Source organism: Streptomyces sp. NPDC043854 (genome assembly GCF_056436005.1).
Window position 1 is genome coordinate 67,834 of sequence record NZ_JBWKDK010000030.1, and the last position, 15,961, is coordinate 83,794.

The window sequence follows — 15,961 nt, forward strand, 5'->3', positions numbered from 1 at the left end:
GAGCGGCTCTCCAGCCCCTGCTGCGAGCGTGGCACGTCATCCTTGTCCACGACGTCCCCTGGGAGGCAGGCCATGTCCGCGCCCGTATCAGAGCGTCCCGCGGCGGTGCCGGCTGCGGCACCGCCGTCCGCGCCGGCACCGCCGTCCGCGTCCTCCGGCGCGGCCGCACCGGCCAGGGTCCGGCCCGGGCCGGCTCTCGCCGTCATCGCAGGCTGCAACGCGATGATCCAGCTCGACGACCCCCTCATGAACATCGCCCTGCCCGGGATCCGGGCCGACCTGGGCCTGTCGGCCGTGGCGGCCTCCTGGGTCATCGGCGCCTACCTGCTGGCCTTCGGCGGACTGCTGCTGCTCGGCGGCCGCGCCGGCGACATCCTGGGCCGGCGCAGGGTGTTCGTGGCCGGCGTGGCGGTGTTCACGGCGGCCGCGGCGCTGCGCAGCCTCGCGCCGGGCGGCGGGCTGCTGATCGCCGTCCGGGCCGTGGAGGGGGCGGGAGCGGCCTTCGCGGCGGCCAACGGCTTCGTCCTGATGCTCGCCACCTTCGCCGAGGGTCCGGCCCGCAAGCGGGCGATCGCGGTGTGCACCGCCGTCGGCGCCGCATCGACGGCCGGCGGGCTGCTGCTGGCCGGGGCGCTGACCGCGGCCGGCTCTTGGCGCTGGGTGCTGCTGCTCAACGTGCCGATGGGGCTGGCGATCGCGCTGCTGGCGCCCCGGGTGCTGGCGGAATGCCCGCGCCGGCCGGGCCGCTTCGACCTGGCCGGCTCCGTGGTGTCCGCGTTGGGCGCCGCCGCGCTGGTGTACGGCCTGTCGCAGGCCGCGGAACGGCCGTGGGCGGACCCGCTGGTGGCCGGCCCGCTGGTGGCCGGGGCGGTCCTGGTGGCCGTGTTCGTCGGGGTGCAGCGGCGTACGGCCCAGCCGATCGTGCCGCTCGGGCTGTTCCGGGACCGGGACCGGGCTCCGGCCTTCGCGAGCATGCTGGTGCTGCCCGGCGCGCTGGTCGGCGCGTACTTCTTCCTCAGCCAGTTCTTCCAGGCGGACCGCGGCTGGTCGCCGCTGGCCGCCGCCTTCGGGCTGCTGCCGATCCCGGTGGCCATGGCCGGGGCCGCCGGGCTGGCGGTGCGGGTGGAGCGGGCGATCGGCGCGAAGCGGGTCATGGCGCTGGGCGCGGCGGCGCTGGCGCTGGAGAACCTGTGGCTGTCGTTCCTGCGGCCGGGCGACGCGTACGCCACCGCCGTGCTGCCCTCGCTGGTGCTGCTGGGCGCGGGCATGGCGTTCTGCGCCGTCCCGGCGACCGTGCTGGCCACTTCGGGGCTGCGGCCCGGGGAACTCGGGGCGGCCGGCAGCGTCCTCAACGCCCTCCAGGCCGTGGGCGGTTCGCTGTGCATCGCCCTGCTGGTGACGGCGTCGTCGGGGTACGCGCGGTTCCCGGACGCGATGTCCGCGGGCTTCACGGCGGGCGTCGGCTTCTCGGCGGCGGGCCTGCTGCTGGCGCTGTCGTGCCGCTCCCGGCAGCGGCCGTGACGGTGCTCTCCCGCCCGGCCCTCGGGCCGGGCGGGAGAGCAGGGCAGGCTCAGATCCTGCGCACGGCCGACTCGGCGCGGCGCCGGGCGGCTTCGAGGGTGGCACGGCTGGTGGCGCCCAGCGTGTCGCGGACGTACGCACGGGCGTGCGCGAGGTCGGCGCCGGGTCCCAGGACCTGCGCCACGGTCTCCTCGTGCAGCAGCACCCGGTGCTGCGCGACCACGGTGACGCCCGTGGTGTCGGGGACCACCGACCACTCCCCCGCGTGGGCGCTCAGCAGCGCCGGCAGGGAGGTGTGCTTGAAGACGATCCGGCTCGCGTGCGGGAAGCACACCCGCACCGCCTCGGTGGCGTACGTCGTGCCGTCGGGGGCGACGGTGTCCGCGGACACGCTCTGCACTCCCGGTTCGGCCTCGGTGACATCGAGGCGGGAGACGTGCGCGAGGTGTTCGGGCCAGGCCGCCGCGTCGTGGAGGAACCCGTAGACCAGCTCGGCGGGACCGTCGACGCGCACCGCGTCCTCGAAGGACAGCAGCAGGCCGTCCAGCCGGCTCCAGCGCTCCGCGGTGGCCTTGAGCTGCGCGAGCTCCGCACGGCTGTTGGTGTCGGTGGCCCGGGCCAGCCAGGCGGCGTCCGCGGCGCGGTTGCCGGCCACGGTGAAGTCGTGCTGCAGGCTGAGCCGGCAGGCGGCCGCTCCTCGGGGCTCGACGGTCCAGGTGCCGCCCATGGAGGTGGCCGGGGCGGCCGGCACCTCCTGGCGGAAGTCGATGCGCAGCCGGTCGGCGTCCAGGGTGCGGCGCGACAGCCACGACCTCACGGAGCCGTTGGCGGTCACCCACATGTGGAACCGGTCCTGGCGGCCGTCGAAGTCGAGCCGCTCCACGTGGATGGTCGCGGGGACGAACAGCGGCCACTGGGTGGTGTCCGCAATCAGCGAGTAGACCACCCCGCTGGGTGCGGCCACGTCCACCGCGTACGAGGTGCGGTGCACCCGCTCAACCGGCATCGCCCATCCCCTCTCGTCGCTGTGCAGAGGCTGTCCGCCCCGCCTCGAGGCACGCCGGAGGACCGCTCGCGGCGCGCCCCCGGCCCGGGCCCGGGCCCCGGGCGCCCCGGAACCGGGGACCGGTGCCGGGGCCGGGGCCGGGGGCGCGGGCTTCGGCCGGGCGGCGCCGTCAGGCCGCGTACAGGTCGAACGTGGAGGTGCGGCGCGGGGAGGCGGCCGCGTCGAGGGCCGGGTCGACCGACAGCATCGCGTGGTGCAGCCGCTGGAGCTGCGGCGAGGGCTCCACGCCCAGCTCGTCGATCAGCCAGGTGCGCAGCCTGCGGTAGACGTCGAGGGCGGTGGCCTGCCGGCCGGAGCGGTAGAGGGCCACCATCGCCTGCGAGTGCAGGCCCTCGTGCTGCGGATGGCGGGCGATCAGCTCCGTCAGCTCGGCGATCAGCTCGCTGTGGCGGCCGAGCCGGAGTTCGGCGTCGATGCGCCGCTCCACGGCCACCAGACGGCTCTCCTCCAACCGCATCACCTCGATGGACAGGACCGGCCCGACGCGTACGTCCACCAGGGCGGGCCCGTCCCACATGTCCAGCGCCTGGCGCAGGGCGGCGGCCGACGCCTCGTCGTTGCCCTGTTCGAAGGCCGCCTGGCCGCGGGCGACCAGGGCCTCGTAGGCGTGCGCGTCCACGCACTCCGGCTCGACCTGGAGCAGGTAGCCGCCGTGCCGGGTGGCCAGGACGTCCTTCGCGCCGCCGGGCGCGCCGGGGCCCATCGCCGTGCCGAGCCTGCGGCGCAGCTGCAGGATGTACGTCTGCAGCGTCGTCGACGCGCTCTGGGGCAGCTCGGTGCCCCATATCTCCTCCATCAGCGTCTGCACCGGCAGCACCCGCCCCGGATACAGCGCCAGCAGCGCCAGGATCTGGCGGGGCTTGCCCGCCGTGGGCACGATCGAGCCCCCGTTGACCTCGGCACTCAACGGACCCAGAACCTGAATCTTCACGTTCTCCCCCGTCCCTCTCGTCGAGTTCCCATCGAATTTCGGACTTCGGTTCCGGAACGGTATCGGGGCACGGTGCGATGTCCCCGGATTCTTGACCAGCCGTCAAGCGGCCCTCCGACGGGTGCGATTGACGGACACATTCAAGCTGCTACCTTCCACTCAGGGAGAGGACTTCCGGGACAATTACCGGGCGCAACGGGCGTCTTTCCGTACGGGCGAAGAGCGGGGGGATTCCGGCCGTGAACGATTCCGGCAGCGGTGCCGCGATGGACTTCCGCGTCCTCGGCCCGGTGGAAGTCCTCGACCTGCGCACCGGCGCGCGGATCGTTCCGCCGGGCCGCAAGCAGCGCACCCTGCTCGCGGCCCTCGTGGCGCGTGCCGGAGAGGTGCTCTCCGCGGACCGGCTCATCGACGAGCTGTGGGGCGACCTGCCGCCGGTGAGCGCGGCCAACGCGCTCCAGGCCCATGTGGCGCGGCTGCGCAGGCTGCTGGGCGACGGCGGCGGCCGGGAGTGGATCAGCACCCGCCCCGAGGGCTACCTGCTGCACCCGGACGGGGGCAGCTTCGACACGCGCCGCTTCCATGACCTGTCCGCGCGGGGCCGGGCCGCGGCCGCCGACGACCCGGTGCGGGCGGCCGGCCTGCTGCGCGAGGCCCTCCAGCTGTGGCGGGGACCTGCGCTGCAGGACGCCGTCGGCGGGCCGATCTGCGCCGTGGAGGCCGACTGGCTGGAAGAGCTGCGGCTGACGACCCTGGAGGCGCTCCACGAGAGCGGGCTGCGCGGGGCGCCCGTACCGGGGGCGGTGGCCGAGCTGGAACGGCTGGCCGAGAGCCATCCGGTGCGGGAGCGCTTCTACGAGCTGCTGATGGCCGCCCTGTACCGGGACGGGCGGCGGCAGGAGGCGCTGGGCGTGTACGACCGGGCCCGCCACCGGCTGCGCCGGGAGCTGGGCGTGGGGCCGGGCCCGGCGCTTCGCGGGCTGCTGGCAGAGGTCGCCCGGGGCCGGGGTCCGCGGTCGGCGGAGGGCGCGGAGCCCGGGCCGGCCTCCGGTGCGGCGCTGCTCGATCTGGGCGCGGAGGTGGTCCGGCTGCGGGAGCGGATAGAGGTGCTCACCCGGCAGCAGGAGGAACTCGTACGCCGTGTGGACCGGCTCACCGCCGGGGTACGGCACCCCTGAATCCGGGGCGGGCTCCAGCGGAATCCAGCCCGTTCTCGAGTTCTGCGGTGGCGTGCAGTTGCGAGGCGACCATGGAGACGAATCCGTCGTCGAGCATGGTGGCGACGTCCGTGTCGCGGGACGGGTCGAGTCCGGCGTCATGGGAGGCGATGCTGATCAGGTAGCGGCCGAGAACCTGATACGTGCCGAAAGCCCATTCGCCGTGTGCGGCGGGTGTTCCGTCCGGGGCCAGCAGGCCGGTTTCCCCGGAATTCAGGGTGGCGAAGCCGAACTCGGAGAAGTTCATGCGCAGCCCCTGGCCCAGCGCCTTGGTGTAGGCCTCCTTCAGCGTCCACAGCCGCAGGATGCCCGCGGACTGCTCCTCGGGGGGCAGTTCGGCGAGCTCGGCCCGCTCGGCTTCGGTGCAGACGCTGTCCTGCAGGAGCTGGAAGGCCAGCCGGCGGCCGGCCGGCTCGGTGTCGACGCCGATCCGCCCGGTGCGGCTGATCGCCACCGCGATCAGGTCGTCGGTGTGCGTCAGGCTGAGGTCGATCTGGTCGAACCCGCGCAGGTACGGGCGGCCGCCCGGCTTGTACGACAGGTCGAGCTGGGCGGGCTTGACGCCCAGGGCCGTGGCCGCGGTGTAGCGGACCGCGAGCCGCGAGGCGACGAACCGGTAGCGGGTGGTGGGGTCGCTGGTCTGCCGGTAGCGGGTCCAGTCACGGCCCAGCACGTCGCGCAGGGACGGCTCCGACACGGCCGAGGTCAGCCATTCGCCCCAGGTGGTGTACACCGAGGCGTTGCCGTGCCGGGCCATGCCGTCGCGCACCGCGTCCGCCCACGGGCCGTCGGGTCCCGTGACGTGCACGGGCGGGGTGAGCCGGGGCGAGTCGTCCCTCATCGCTCTCCCTGCTGCGCCAGCTCGGTGGCATCGAGGTCGTAGCTGCGGTCGGTGCGGTAGCGGCGCACCAGCTCTTCGAGGACCTGGCCGAGGCAGTTGTCGGGCAGGTCGGGTACGGGGATGCCCAGACGGCCCCCGATCCGGGTGAGGGCCAGTACCGCCCAGGCGGGGGCGGCCAGGAACGGGTCGCCGCCGTCCTGCCCCTCCCAGACGGCCAGCACGGCGGCGGCCGCGAGCACGAGCGCGTAGCGGTCGCTGAGCACGCACCACTCGGGGTCGCGCAGGGCGGCCGCGCCCGGCGGGATGGTCCGGCACTGCTCGCGCAGGGCCCGCAGTTCGGTGGCGAAGGCCTCGGCGAGGTCCGCCAGGGCGCTCAGCTGGCCGCCGACACCGCGTACGCCGTCCAGCCGGGCGGCGGAGCCGATGAGGGAGGCGGCCAGGAAGTCGCCGCCGTCGGCGATGGCGAGCAGCCGGTAGTCCAACTGCGGCAGGGCCGCTCCGGAGCGGAACAGCGCCGGCGGCGGCTCCTCCTCCCGGAACCAGGCCCGTTCGGCCAGGGTCCGCAGCTGGGGGACGATGACGGCCTGGCAGGCGGCGCTGCCGGCGTGGCCGAGCCCGGCCACCGGCAGGTCGCGGGCCAGTTTGTCCAGGGCCCCGTACTCGGGGGTGCCGCGCCGGTAGCCGCGGGAGCCGAGGACCGCGGCGAGTTCCTCCAGGCTTTCGCCCAGCACGTCGGGGACGACGTACTTGGTGGCGGCGGCCAGGACGTGGGTGCGGTCGGGCAGCAGGCTGAGGGCGCGCAGGGCGACGGTGGCCATGCTGTCGCACGCCAGCAGGTCCGCGAAGACCCCGGCGAGCGGCTGGTGCAGGCGCCGGGCGATGGGGCGGCTGCGGCCGGTGGTGGCGGCCCGTACGGCGGAGTGCAGGACCGTGCCGACGGCCGCGACGGCCGTGCCGGCGATGACGCACCGGTTGACCTGGTAGGTGCGCAGGGCCAGGGTGACGCCCTCGCCGACGCGTCCGACCAGGGCGTCGGCGGGGACGGCGCAGTCGTCGAAGCGCAGCCCCGAGAACAGGGAGCCGCGCATGCCGGCGGTGTTCACCCGCGGGAGCCGGGTCAGGCCCTGGCCCAGCGCGTCCGGGTCGAGCAGCAGCACGGAGTGGCTCAGCGGGCCGCGGGCCTGGTCGGTGCGGGCGTAGACGACGTACGCGTCGGCGCGGGCGGCGTTGATGATGACGTCCTTGCGGCCGCTGAGCTCGAAGCCGCCGGCGGGGCGGGGCCGGGCGGTGAACTCGTCGCGCAGGATGGCGTTGGCGTGGGCGAGTTCGTGGTGGACGATCGCGGCCCGGCCGCCGTCGAGCAGGGTGTGGGCGGTGCTGCGGCGCTGCTCGGCGGTGCCGGCGGCCCACACCGCGGAGGTGGCGAACAGCGAGGTGATGCCCGAGCCGAAGCCGAGGGCGAGGTCGCGGCGGAAGACGGGGCGGAGCACCTTCACCAGGAGGTCGGCGCGGGCGAACCGGCCGCCGAACTCGGTGGGCACGAACTCGGCGCCCAGGCCCGCCTCGGCGAGGAGTTCCTCGGTGGCGGCGGGCGGTTCGCGCCGCTCGTCGGAGGCGAACAGGGCACCCAGGCCGTGCGGGTTGGCCCGGTCGTAGGGGTCTCCGAGGAGCGCTTCCAGCCGTGCGGCCCGGCGCAGTGCATCGGTCTCCGCGGCGGCGCCCGCGGTGTTCTCCCGGCCCGGCGTGCGGTCCGTCGTCTGCGTCGTGGTCATGGCGGGGGGATCAGCTCCTTCGTCCGGGCTTGCGGTTCTGCCGCCGTCGGGGCGCGGGGCTGTTCTCCGTCCTCGTGCGCGCGTGCTCAGCCTGGTGCGGGGCGCTCGAAGCGCCCTTGAGACGGGGTACGGGCGGGCTCGCGGGGCCGGCCGCGGTGCAGTACGGCCGTCACGGCCCGCAGCGCGCAGCCGGGGCGGGTGTCCTCGGCGTCGGGGCCGCACAGGCGGGGACGGCCGTATCCGGCTCCGTCCAGGGTGCGCAGGGCGTCGGCGAGGTGCACGGGCCGGCGGGCCTGGTGCACGAGGTGGCCGGTGAGCGGGCGCCGGCATCCCGGCCGCGTGGGCGGCGGCGAGGACGCCCGTGCCCACCCCGGACACGGTACGGACCGGGAGCTCCCAGGCCTGCCACAGCCGGTAGGCGGCGACCTGGAATGCGAAGAGCGCGGGCTGGGCGAACCCGGGGTACCTGATCAGGCCGGCGTCGACCCCGTCCTCGGGGGCGAAGACGACGCCGGCCAGCGGGATCCGCAGCCACGGCTCCACGGCCTCCCGGACGGCGTCGTGGGCGCGCCGGAACGCGGCGAAGGCCCCGTACGGCTCCCCCTCCCAGCCCGGGGCGGGCACCGGCCTGGCCGGTGAAGAGCACCGTCAGCGGCCCGCTTCCGGCCGGCCGGGGGGCCTGGGCCGCGGACGGCAGGGGCCGCGCGTCAGCGGACACCGGGCGACGCCTCCACGGTCCGGTACAGGCCCGGCTCCGGCGTGGCCAGCGGGGCCAGGTCCTTGATCAGGGCCTGGAACTCCTCGCTGCGCACGGCCTTCTGGTGGGACTCCGCGTCCTGCCACACCGCGAGTTCGAGGAAGACGCGGTCGTCGCCGAGGTGGCGCAGGACCTCGTGGCCGATGTAGCCGGGGCGGCTGTTCATGAACGAGGTGAGGCGGGACTTGACGGTCAGGAACTCGTCGATGTCGCCGTGGACGGTCAGCTTGTTGACGAAGGTCACCATGGAGGGCTCCTCGGGTCGGCCACGGCGGGGTCTCCGCCTTGCGTGTGGGGTCTGGGGGACTGGGGGTTGAGGCCACGATCGGGGCCGGGGCTCGAAAGGGCGTCGCGAGCACCTCGACTCCGGATCGAGGACGCGCCGGGACCCGGCGGAGGGCCCGGCTCGCGCCCGGGGCCCCTGCCGGGGCCAGGTGCGGCTTGCGCCCGGGGTTGCGGCACCCGCCCCCTTCCGGAACCCGGGCGGCGGGCCCGGCACGTCCCGGGCGGACGCCCGGGGGCGGGTTGCGGCGCCCGCGCGAGGAGCGTTTCCCCTCGCGGTGCGGCGTCGGCCGGGAGGGGGGCAAACCCCCTAAGATCGGGGCCCCGCCGCGGCAGGGGGTACACCCGGAGGTACCCCAGAGTGCGGACGGGGCCATGGATCTGCGCCGGCTTCGGTAATAACTTGAGACCTCCTCGACCGGCACGGAGGCCGGCACTGATGCGGGCGTTCCACTGCGGGGGCCGGCACGGAGGTAACTGTGCGAATCCGACCGACGCCCGGCGTCCGCGTTGCCTCGGTCGACGCGGACGGCCGCCTGCACCTGCGGGCGGAATCGGGGGGCGGCGCGGACCTCTTCCGGTGCGGCCCCGTGGCGACCGCCATGTGGATCGCGCTCCGCCGCAACGACGGTGACGCGGGCGCCGCCGCCCGGCTGCTCGCCGACATGTGGCACACCGAACCGGACAATGCGCGGGCCGATCTCGACATCTGGGTGGAGGAGATGCGCGATGCCGGCCTGCTGCGCACGGAGCCGTCCGGCTGACCCCGCGCCGGTGCGCCCTCCCGAGCGGATCCCCGGCGCACCTCAGGCGCTGCTCCATGACCGTTCGAGGCCCGCTGCAGGGGGCCCCGGCACCCTGTACCCGGATGAGGGGTAGTCCTTCAACGACGGGGGCAGGTAGTGACGCTGGTGGGCCGGGATTCTGTGATCGGGACGCTGGACGCCGCTCTGGCGGACTGCGTGGCGGGACGCTCTCGGATCCTGTGGATCGAGGGCGCGGCCGGATGCGGGAAGAGCGCGCTGGCCGACGCGCTGGCCGAGCGGGCGGCCGCCGCGGGGGCCGTGGTGCTCTGCGCCGTCGCCTCACCGGAGGAGCGGGCCGTGCCGCTGGGCGTGCTGCGCCAGCTCGTCCACAGCGAGCGGCTGTTCGCCGTGCCCCGCCCGACCGAAGGCTCCGGCGGCCCGTCGCCGGTGGAGGCCGCGCAGACCTTCTGTTCGCAGCTGCGCGCGCTGAGCGAGGACGCCCCGGTGGTGGTGTGCGTCGACGACGTGCACCACGCGGACGACGAGTCGCTGGTCCACCTCCAGTACCTGGCCCGGCACGCGCGTTCGGCGGCCGTCCTGGTGGTGCTGACGGGATCTGCGCACGCCGAGCACCTCAGCCCGGTGTTCACCACGGAGCTCATGCGCCAGCCGCATTTCCGCCGGATCCAGCTGCGCCTGCTGACGCAGGCCGAGGCCGGCGCCGTCGTCGGCCGCGCCGGTACGGGCCCGGACACCGCCGAGCTGTACCGCGCGAGCGGCGGCAACCCGCTGCTGCTGCGGGCGCTGGCCGAGGAGTCGCCCGGCGGCCCGGAGCCGCTGGCGCTGGAGCCGGGCGGCCCGTACGCGCGGGCGCTGTCCGCCTGCCTGCGCAGCACGGGTCCGGCCGCGCTCGGTGTGGCGCGGGCGCTGGCGCTGCTGGGTGAGCACACGGGCGCCGATCGGGCTGCACGCGTGGCGCGGGTGCCCGACGCGACGGCCCGCCGGGCGCTGGCCGCCCTGGACGCGATGGGCCTGCTGGAGGCCGGCCGGTTCCGCCACCCGGCCGCGGCGGGCGCGGTCCTGGAGGATGCGGGCGCCGACCTGCGCGCCGAGCTGCACCTACGGGCCGCGCGGGTGCTGCGGGAGGACGCGGCTCCGGCCACGGCCGTCGCCGCCCACCTGCTGGCCGCAGCCGGCGAGGGTGCCCCCGCCGCCCCGCTCGGGGCGCCGTTCGACGCGGAGGTGCTGCGGGACGCGGCGGAGGAACTGCTGGCCCAGGACGACGCGCGGGGTGCCGCCCGGCTGCTGGAGCTGGCGCTGCGGGCATGCGAGGCGGAGCCGGCGCGGGATCGGGCGGCGCTTTCAGCCGGGCTGCGGCTGCGGCTGGCCCAGCTGACCGCCCGCTTCGACCCGGCCGCCGCGGAGCGGCAGCTGACGGTGCTTCTGGAGGCGCAGGCGCCGGGCGGGCCGGCGCCCGAGCAGATGCAGCCGCTGGCCGGACTGCTCCTGATGCAGGGCCGGGTGGCGGAGGCCGAGGCGCTGGCCGGCGCGCCCCTGGCCGCCGGGCCCCTGCCGGGCAAGTCCCTGCCGGGCGGATCCCTGCCGGGCGGGTCCCTGCCGGGCGGGTCCCCGACCGGTACGCCGGTGCCCGGCGCGTCGCTGCTCGACACCATGCTCGACTGCCCCATGGGCGTCAGCGAGCGGCTGCTGCAGTCCGCGCGGCTGACCGACTCCACGCTGACCCTGCTCGCCCAGGCCGTGCGCTCGCTGATCTGCTCCGACCACCCCGAGTGGGCCGTGCCGTGGAGCCGCCGCCTGCACGAGGAGGCCCAGCGGGCCCAGGCCCCGGGCTGGACCGCGCTGTTCGCCACCCTGCACGCCGAGGCGCTGCTGCGGCTGGGCAACCTGCGGGGGGCCCGGACCCATGCCCTGGCCGCGCTGGAGGCGCTCCCCGAGAAGAACGGCAGCGTGCTGTGCGCGCCGACCGCGGTGCTGATCCGGGCCTGCACGGCCATGGGCCAGTACACCGAGGCCTCGCGCCTGGCGGACCGGCAGGTGCCGCAGCGGCTGCTGGCAAGCCTGCCCGGGCTGGCGTACCTGCGGGCCCGCGGCCTGTACCACCTGGCGGTCAACCAGCCGCACGCGGCGCTGGCCGACTTCACCGAGACCGGGCGGCTGATGGAGAGCTGGCGGATCGACCGGCCGGCCTTCCTGCCGTGGCGCACCGACGCGGCCGAGGCACTGCTGCGGCTCGGCGAGACCCAGCAGGCCGAACAGCTGGTCCTGGCACAGCTGGCGCTGCCCGACGCGCGGCGCCCGTGGGTGCGGGGCGTGTCGCTGCGGCTGCGCGCCCTCGCCGGCGAGTCCAAGCGGCGCATCCCGACACTGAGCCAGGCCGTGGACGAGCTGCACCGCTCGGGGGACCGGGTGGAGGCCGCCCGTGCGATGGCCGACCTGGGCCGCGCGCTGCAGGCCGACGGCGCGCCCGCCAAGGGCAGCGCCATGATCCGTACGGCGTGGAACCTGGCCAAGGACACCGGGGCCGGAGCCCTGTGCAAGGAGATCCTGCCCGACGCGCCGCTGACCGCGGAGCACAGCACGCCCGCCACGGCCGGTCCGGACGCGCGGGCCAAGCTGAGCGTGTCCGAGCAGCGGGTGGCCACCCTGGCCGCGCAGGGCCTGACCAACCGGGAGATCTCCGCGAAGCTGTACCTGACGGTGAGCACCGTCGAACAGCACCTGACCCGCGTCTACCGCAAGCTCCAGATCAGCTCGCGCGGCGAGCTGCCGCTCGACCTCGAACGCGACCACGGCGCCACGGTCTGCTGACCGCCCGCGCGCCCGCGGACCGCGGACCGTGGCCCGTGCGTCCGCGGGCCGGGTTCCCGCCCAGGCCGGCTCAGGCGCCGGTCCGCAGGGCCGCCTCGGCGTATTCCTTCGCGTGGCGGAGGGTCGCCGTGCTGTTGCGGCCGAGGGCCTCGCGGACGTAGCGGCGGGCCTGGGCGAGGTCGGCGCCCTCGCCCAGGACCCGGCCGACGGCCTCCTCCCGCAGGACGACGCTGTGCTGGGAGGTGGCCAGGGTGGACCCGTCAGGGCCGGCGGCCAGGGTCCAGGCCCCGGTGTGCGCGGACATGAGGGCGGGGGTGCGGGTCTGCTTGTAGACGATCCGCGTGCTCTCGGGGAAGCACACCCGCACCGACTCGGTGGTGTGGGCGGCGCCGTCCGCCGTCAGCGTGTCCATGGCCATGACCTGGACGCCGGCCGGCTCCTCGGACAGCTCCAGGCGCGAGACGTGCGGCAGCCGGTCGGGCCAGCGCTCGGCGCGTTCCAGGAACTCGTAGACCGGCGCGGGCGGGGCGTCGATGCGCACGGTGTCCTCGAAGGACAGCACGAGCTCGTCCAGGCGGGCCCACCGGCCGGCCAGCTCGGCCAGTCCGGCCAGTTCCGCGCGGCTGTTGGTGTCGGTGGCCCGCTCGACCCAGGCCACGTGTTCGGGCAGGTCGTCCTGGACCGAGAAGTCGTGCAGCAGGGTCAGCCGGGAGGTCTGCGCGCCGAGCGGCTCGACCGTCCACGTGCCCGTCATGGCCGTCAGTGGGGCGGCCGGCGTCTGCTGGCGGAACTCGATGCGCCGCGCGGAGGCGTCCAGCACCCGGGCCGAAGTCCAGTTCTTGACCCGGCCTCCGGCGGTGGCCCACATCCGCAGCCGCTCGTTGACACCGTCGAAGGAGAGCCGGTCGACGTGCACGTTGGGCGGGAAGTACAGCGGCCACCGGGTGGCGTCGGCGATCAGTCCGTAGACCACGCCCGCGGGCGCCGCCACCTCGGTCGCGTGGACCGTGCGGTGCACCCGTCCGGCCGTGGCGGTCAGGTCGGTCGTCCCTTCCGCGGTCATCAGAAGTTCCCCAGTCCGCCGCAGACGTTGAACGCCTGGGCCGTGATCGACGCGGCGAGGTCCGTGGTCAGGTAGCCGACCAGGCCGGCCACCTCCTCGGGGGTGGAGTAGCGCCCCAGCGGGATCTTCGCCTCGAACTGCTCCTGAACCCGGTCCTCGGTGGTGCCGTACGCCGCGGCGTACCCGGCGCGCACCCGCGCCGCCATGGGCGTCTCGACGTAGCCGGGGCAGACCGCGTTGACGGTGATCGCGCCGCCGGGGGCGAGCTCCTTGCCGAGGGACTTGGTGAAGCCGACGACGGCGTGCTTGGAGGCCGTGTAAGGGGCGCCGAGGACCACGCCCTGCTTGCCGGCGGTGGAGGCGATGTTGATGATCCGCCCCCAGGGGGCGTCCGCGAGGCCGCCGGCGGTGAGCACCTCGCGGGTCAGCAGGAAGACGCTGTTGAGGTTGGTGTCGATCACGTCGTACCAGAGGTCGTCGGAGATCGCTGCGGTCGGCCCGCCTCCGCTGCGCCCGGCGTTGTTGACCAGGACGTCGACCTGTCCGTACGTCTCGACGGCGGCGGCCACCAGGGCGCGGATCTGCTCGCCGTCGCGGACGTCGCACGCGGTTCCGGCCGCCTCCAGGCCCTCGGCGCGCAGCTCCGCCACGGTCTTGTCGACCGCCTCGGCGCTGCGCGCGCACAGGAACACCCGGTGTCCCCTGCGTCCCAGGTCCCGGGCCACGGCCAGGCCGATCCCGCTCGTCGCTCCGGTGATCAGTGCCACCGGATGCGTGGGTGCCGTCATCGCTGTCCCTCCAGCACTCGCGTCGTTGTCCCGACGGTGTCCGGATGCGCTGGAGAGCCGCCGGAGAGCCGGTCGAGGCGGGGTCGGCCGAGCGGGGCGAGGGCGCGGTCCAGGGCCTCGCGGGTCAGCCGGGGGCCGCCGGCGGCGACGTAGCCGTCGGGCCGGACCAGCAGCCAGCCGCCCCCGGCCAGTCCCAGCTCGCGGCGCAGCCGGCCGCCGGGGTCGGGCAGGGGGCCTGGGCCGCCGGGGTTCAGGTCGCCGAGGGTGCGCACCGACAGCCAGGGGGCGTACGCGGTGGCGGCCCCGTCGGCGGCCGTGCGGGTCCCGGCCGGGCCGCCCGCGGCGTACAGCAGGGACCAGCGGACGTCGCGGAGTTCGGCCCGCAGGGCGTCCGGGCCGGGCTCGCCGGCGTGCCGTGCGGCGGCCGCGGCGGCGCGGCTGCCGGCGGGGATCCGCAGGCCCGGGGCGGGGCTGGTCAGGGGGCTGTCGGGGTAGGCCAAGCGCAGCCCGGACATCCCGCCGAGCACCTTGCGCTGGATGGCGCGGCGCAGCGGGGGCAGGTTGCGTACGGCGGTGAAGACGACCGGAAGCATGATCCCGGCCAGCGCGTTCTTGAACTGCACGAGGAAGGTGGCCTTGCGGGTGGAGCCGAGCAGGGCCCGGCCGACGGGCACGCGCTCCTCGCCGTAGGTGGCCAGCAGGTCCTGGCCGGCCCCGCCCTGTTCGACCATGGCGAGCTTCCAGGCGAGATTGTAGGCCTCCTGGATGCCGGTGTTCATGCCTTGCCCGGAGGCGGGGCTGTGGACGTGCGCGGCGTCGCCGGCGACGAAGCAGCGGCCCTCGTGCATGTGGGGCACCATGCGCTGCTGGAAGGTGAACACCGACGACCAGGAGGGTTCGGCCACCCCGACGGTCCGGCCGAGGCCCGCGCCGAGCTTCGCGGCGAAGCGGCCGGCCGCCTCGCGCGGGTCGGGCACCTCCCCGGCCCGGCCGGCGGGGGCGGTGTCCAGCAGCCGCCAGCGGCCCCGTTCGGCGTAGGGGACCATCATCAGGGCCTGGCTGCCGGTGTGCACCCAGTAGATGCTGTCCTGCGGCAGGTCGGTGTCGACGGCCGCGTCGGCCAGCTCCCACGTCTCGCTGGACTCGCCGATCAGGGGCAGCCCGAGCAGTTTGCGGACGGTGCTGTGCCCGCCGTCGCAGCCGACCAGCCAGGGGGTGCGGCAGCTCTCCGTGGTGCCGTCGGCGTGCTCCAGCAGGACCTCCACGCCTGCGGGGTCCTGGGCGAGGGAGGCGAGCCGTACGCCCCACTCGACGCGGACGCCGAGCCGGGCGACGGCCTCGCGCAGGACGGACTCGGTGCGGGTCTGCTCGATGATGAGGGAGTACGGGTGGCGGGTGGGCATGGAGCGGTAGTCGGCGTCCAGCCGCACGAGCCGACGGCCGCGCGCGTACATGGTGAACGCCTTGTTCCGGCGCCCTTGTTCGAGGATCGCCTCGACCAGTCCCATCTGGTCGAAGGTTTCCAGGGTGCGGGGGTGTACGGCCACGGCGCGGCTGGTGCGGGCGGGGTGCGGGGCGGCGTCGACGAGTCGGACGCGCAGGCCCCGGCGGGCCAGTTCGTGTGCGACGGTCAGGCCCACCGGCCCGGCGCCGGCCACGAGGACGGCGGCCGGGTCGCTGCCGGCGGACCCGGACGGGGTGGCGGGGTGGCTGTCCATGAGGCTGTCCATGAGGCCTTCTTCGGGGGTTTCGGGGTGTTCCGAGCCGGGGGGTGCGGCGTGTTCAGCGTGCGGTCCCGGTGTCTTCGGCGGTCGCGGCTCGGTCGGCGGGGTCCGCGGCCGCGGCGCTCCCGGGGGCCTCGGCCGCCGCGCGGGCGCGCAGGCTCCGGCGCAGGGCGAGCCGCTCGGGTTTGCCGACGGGGGTGCGGGGGACGGCGTCGATCGGCTCGGCGCGCCGGATCCGCTCGAAGGGCGCCAGGCGCGCGTTGGCCCGCGCCACGACCGAGCCGAGCACGTGGGAGGCGTCCGGGCCGGGGGGGGGGGGGGGGGGGGGGGGGGGGGGGGGGGGGGGGGGGGGGGGGGGGGGGGGGGGGGGAGGGGGGGGTGGGGGGGGTGGGGGGGGGGGGAGGTATCACCAACCTCCCGGCTC

The 15,961-nt window shown here is 75.7% G+C and carries 14 protein-coding genes and 1 pseudogene; 5 read left to right on the forward strand and 10 right to left on the reverse strand.

Features of this window, described 5'->3' with window-relative positions:
• The first annotated feature begins 72 nt into the window (after positions 1–72).
• On the forward strand, positions 73–1,521 hold the full coding sequence (locus AC068A_RS25005) for an MFS transporter (RefSeq protein WP_478588360.1): 1,449 nt from the start codon (positions 73–75) through the stop codon (positions 1,519–1,521).
• 49 nt (positions 1,522–1,570) lie between these two features.
• Here the strand turns inward: AC068A_RS25005 and AC068A_RS25010 are convergent, their stop codons facing one another.
• Together AC068A_RS25010 and AC068A_RS25015 are read right to left on the reverse strand one after the other, a co-directional pair.
• Complete coding sequence (locus AC068A_RS25010; protein ID WP_478588362.1) at positions 1,571–2,527, reverse strand: aromatase/cyclase; 957 nt, start codon at positions 2,525–2,527, stop codon at positions 1,571–1,573.
• A gap of 169 nt (positions 2,528–2,696) precedes the next feature.
• The gene (locus tag AC068A_RS25015; RefSeq protein ID WP_478588363.1) at positions 2,697–3,518 is read right to left on the reverse strand and encodes an AfsR/SARP family transcriptional regulator; all 822 of its coding nucleotides are present in this window, start codon (positions 3,516–3,518) and stop codon (positions 2,697–2,699) included.
• A gap of 239 nt (positions 3,519–3,757) precedes the next feature.
• Between AC068A_RS25015 and AC068A_RS25020 the strand changes: the two genes are divergently transcribed.
• Entirely contained in the window at positions 3,758–4,696 is a 939-nt protein-coding gene (locus AC068A_RS25020; protein ID WP_478588365.1) for an AfsR/SARP family transcriptional regulator, read from the forward strand.
• Here the strand turns inward: AC068A_RS25020 and AC068A_RS25025 are convergent.
• The 4 genes from AC068A_RS25025 to AC068A_RS25040 all read right to left on the reverse strand — a co-directional run bounded on the left by AC068A_RS25025 (position 4,671) and on the right by AC068A_RS25040 (position 8,352).
• Positions 4,671–5,576, reverse strand: coding sequence for a 4'-phosphopantetheinyl transferase family protein (locus AC068A_RS25025; protein ID WP_478588367.1), 906 nt, complete (start codon positions 5,574–5,576; stop codon positions 4,671–4,673). The genes AC068A_RS25020 and AC068A_RS25025 overlap by 26 nt on opposite strands.
• Positions 5,573–7,348, reverse strand: coding sequence for an acyl-CoA dehydrogenase family protein (locus AC068A_RS25030; protein ID WP_478588369.1), 1,776 nt, complete (start codon positions 7,346–7,348; stop codon positions 5,573–5,575). Before AC068A_RS25030 ends, AC068A_RS25025 begins: the two co-directional genes overlap by 4 nt.
• Positions 7,349–7,434: 86 nt before the next feature.
• The gene (locus AC068A_RS25035) at positions 7,435–7,650 is read right to left on the reverse strand and encodes a hypothetical protein (RefSeq protein WP_478588371.1); all 216 of its coding nucleotides are present in this window, start codon (positions 7,648–7,650) and stop codon (positions 7,435–7,437) included.
• A 405-nt stretch (positions 7,651–8,055) separates the two neighbouring features.
• A complete protein-coding gene (locus tag AC068A_RS25040; RefSeq protein ID WP_478588373.1) occupies positions 8,056–8,352 on the reverse strand; it encodes an antibiotic biosynthesis monooxygenase family protein in 297 nt (98 codons plus the stop codon).
• Positions 8,353–8,866: 514 nt separating this feature from the next.
• Here AC068A_RS25040 and AC068A_RS25045 point away from each other — a divergent pair.
• From AC068A_RS25045 to AC068A_RS25055, 3 genes and pseudogenes are all read left to right on the forward strand, one after another.
• Positions 8,867–9,151 carry a PqqD family protein gene (locus AC068A_RS25045; protein WP_478588375.1) on the forward strand — a complete coding sequence of 95 codons (285 nt, stop codon included), beginning with the start codon at positions 8,867–8,869 and terminating at the stop codon, positions 9,149–9,151.
• Positions 9,152–9,286: 135 nt separating this feature from the next.
• A pseudogene (locus AC068A_RS25050) lies at positions 9,287–9,754 on the forward strand (BREX system ATP-binding domain-containing protein); the annotation flags it as partial.
• A gap of 1,881 nt (positions 9,755–11,635) precedes the next feature.
• Positions 11,636–11,962: a helix-turn-helix domain-containing protein gene (locus AC068A_RS25055; protein WP_478588409.1), complete on the forward strand. Its 327-nt coding sequence runs from the start codon at positions 11,636–11,638 to the stop codon at positions 11,960–11,962.
• Positions 11,963–12,032: 70 nt separating this feature from the next.
• On the opposite strand, the gene AC068A_RS25060 is transcribed toward AC068A_RS25055, so the two are convergent.
• From AC068A_RS25060 to AC068A_RS25075, 4 genes are read right to left on the reverse strand one after another with little or no spacing between them, the layout of a single operon-like run.
• Positions 12,033–13,025, reverse strand: coding sequence for an aromatase/cyclase (locus AC068A_RS25060; protein WP_478588377.1), 993 nt, complete (start codon positions 13,023–13,025; stop codon positions 12,033–12,035).
• Positions 13,025–13,813, reverse strand: a complete 789-nt coding sequence (locus AC068A_RS25065) for an SDR family NAD(P)-dependent oxidoreductase (protein ID WP_478588379.1) — start codon at positions 13,811–13,813, stop codon at positions 13,025–13,027. The genes AC068A_RS25060 and AC068A_RS25065 overlap by 1 nt, the downstream gene beginning before the upstream one ends.
• On the reverse strand, positions 13,810–15,543 hold the full coding sequence (locus tag AC068A_RS25070) for an FAD-dependent oxidoreductase (RefSeq protein ID WP_478588381.1): 1,734 nt from the start codon (positions 15,541–15,543) through the stop codon (positions 13,810–13,812). Before AC068A_RS25070 ends, AC068A_RS25065 begins: the two co-directional genes overlap by 4 nt.
• Positions 15,544–15,595: 52 nt before the next feature.
• The gene (locus tag AC068A_RS25075) at positions 15,596–15,826 is read right to left on the reverse strand and encodes a hypothetical protein (protein ID WP_478588383.1); all 231 of its coding nucleotides are present in this window, start codon (positions 15,824–15,826) and stop codon (positions 15,596–15,598) included.
• Positions 15,827–15,961 lie beyond the last annotated feature (135 nt).

Bases quoted from the DNA above. Each gene is read 5' to 3' on its own strand.
- AC068A_RS25010 (WP_478588362.1), bottom strand. From the start codon at position 2,527: ATGCCGGTTGAGCGGGTGCACCGCACCTCGTACGCGGTGGACGTGGCC.
- AC068A_RS25030 (WP_478588369.1), bottom strand. From the start codon at position 7,348: ATGACCACGACGCAGACGACGGACCGCACGCCGGGCCGGGAGAACACC.
- AC068A_RS25040 (WP_478588373.1), bottom strand. From the start codon at position 8,352: ATGGTGACCTTCGTCAACAAGCTGACCGTCCACGGCGACATCGACGAG.
- AC068A_RS25070 (WP_478588381.1), bottom strand. From the start codon at position 15,543: ATGGACAGCCTCATGGACAGCCACCCCGCCACCCCGTCCGGGTCCGCC.
- AC068A_RS25060 (WP_478588377.1), bottom strand. From the start codon at position 13,025: ATGACCGCGGAAGGGACGACCGACCTGACCGCCACGGCCGGACGGGTG.
- AC068A_RS25005 (WP_478588360.1), top strand. From the start codon at position 73: ATGTCCGCGCCCGTATCAGAGCGTCCCGCGGCGGTGCCGGCTGCGGCA.
- AC068A_RS25025 (WP_478588367.1), bottom strand. From the start codon at position 5,576: ATGAGGGACGACTCGCCCCGGCTCACCCCGCCCGTGCACGTCACGGGA.
- AC068A_RS25065 (WP_478588379.1), bottom strand. From the start codon at position 13,813: ATGACGGCACCCACGCATCCGGTGGCACTGATCACCGGAGCGACGAGC.
- AC068A_RS25055 (WP_478588409.1), top strand. From the start codon at position 11,636: ATGATCCGTACGGCGTGGAACCTGGCCAAGGACACCGGGGCCGGAGCC.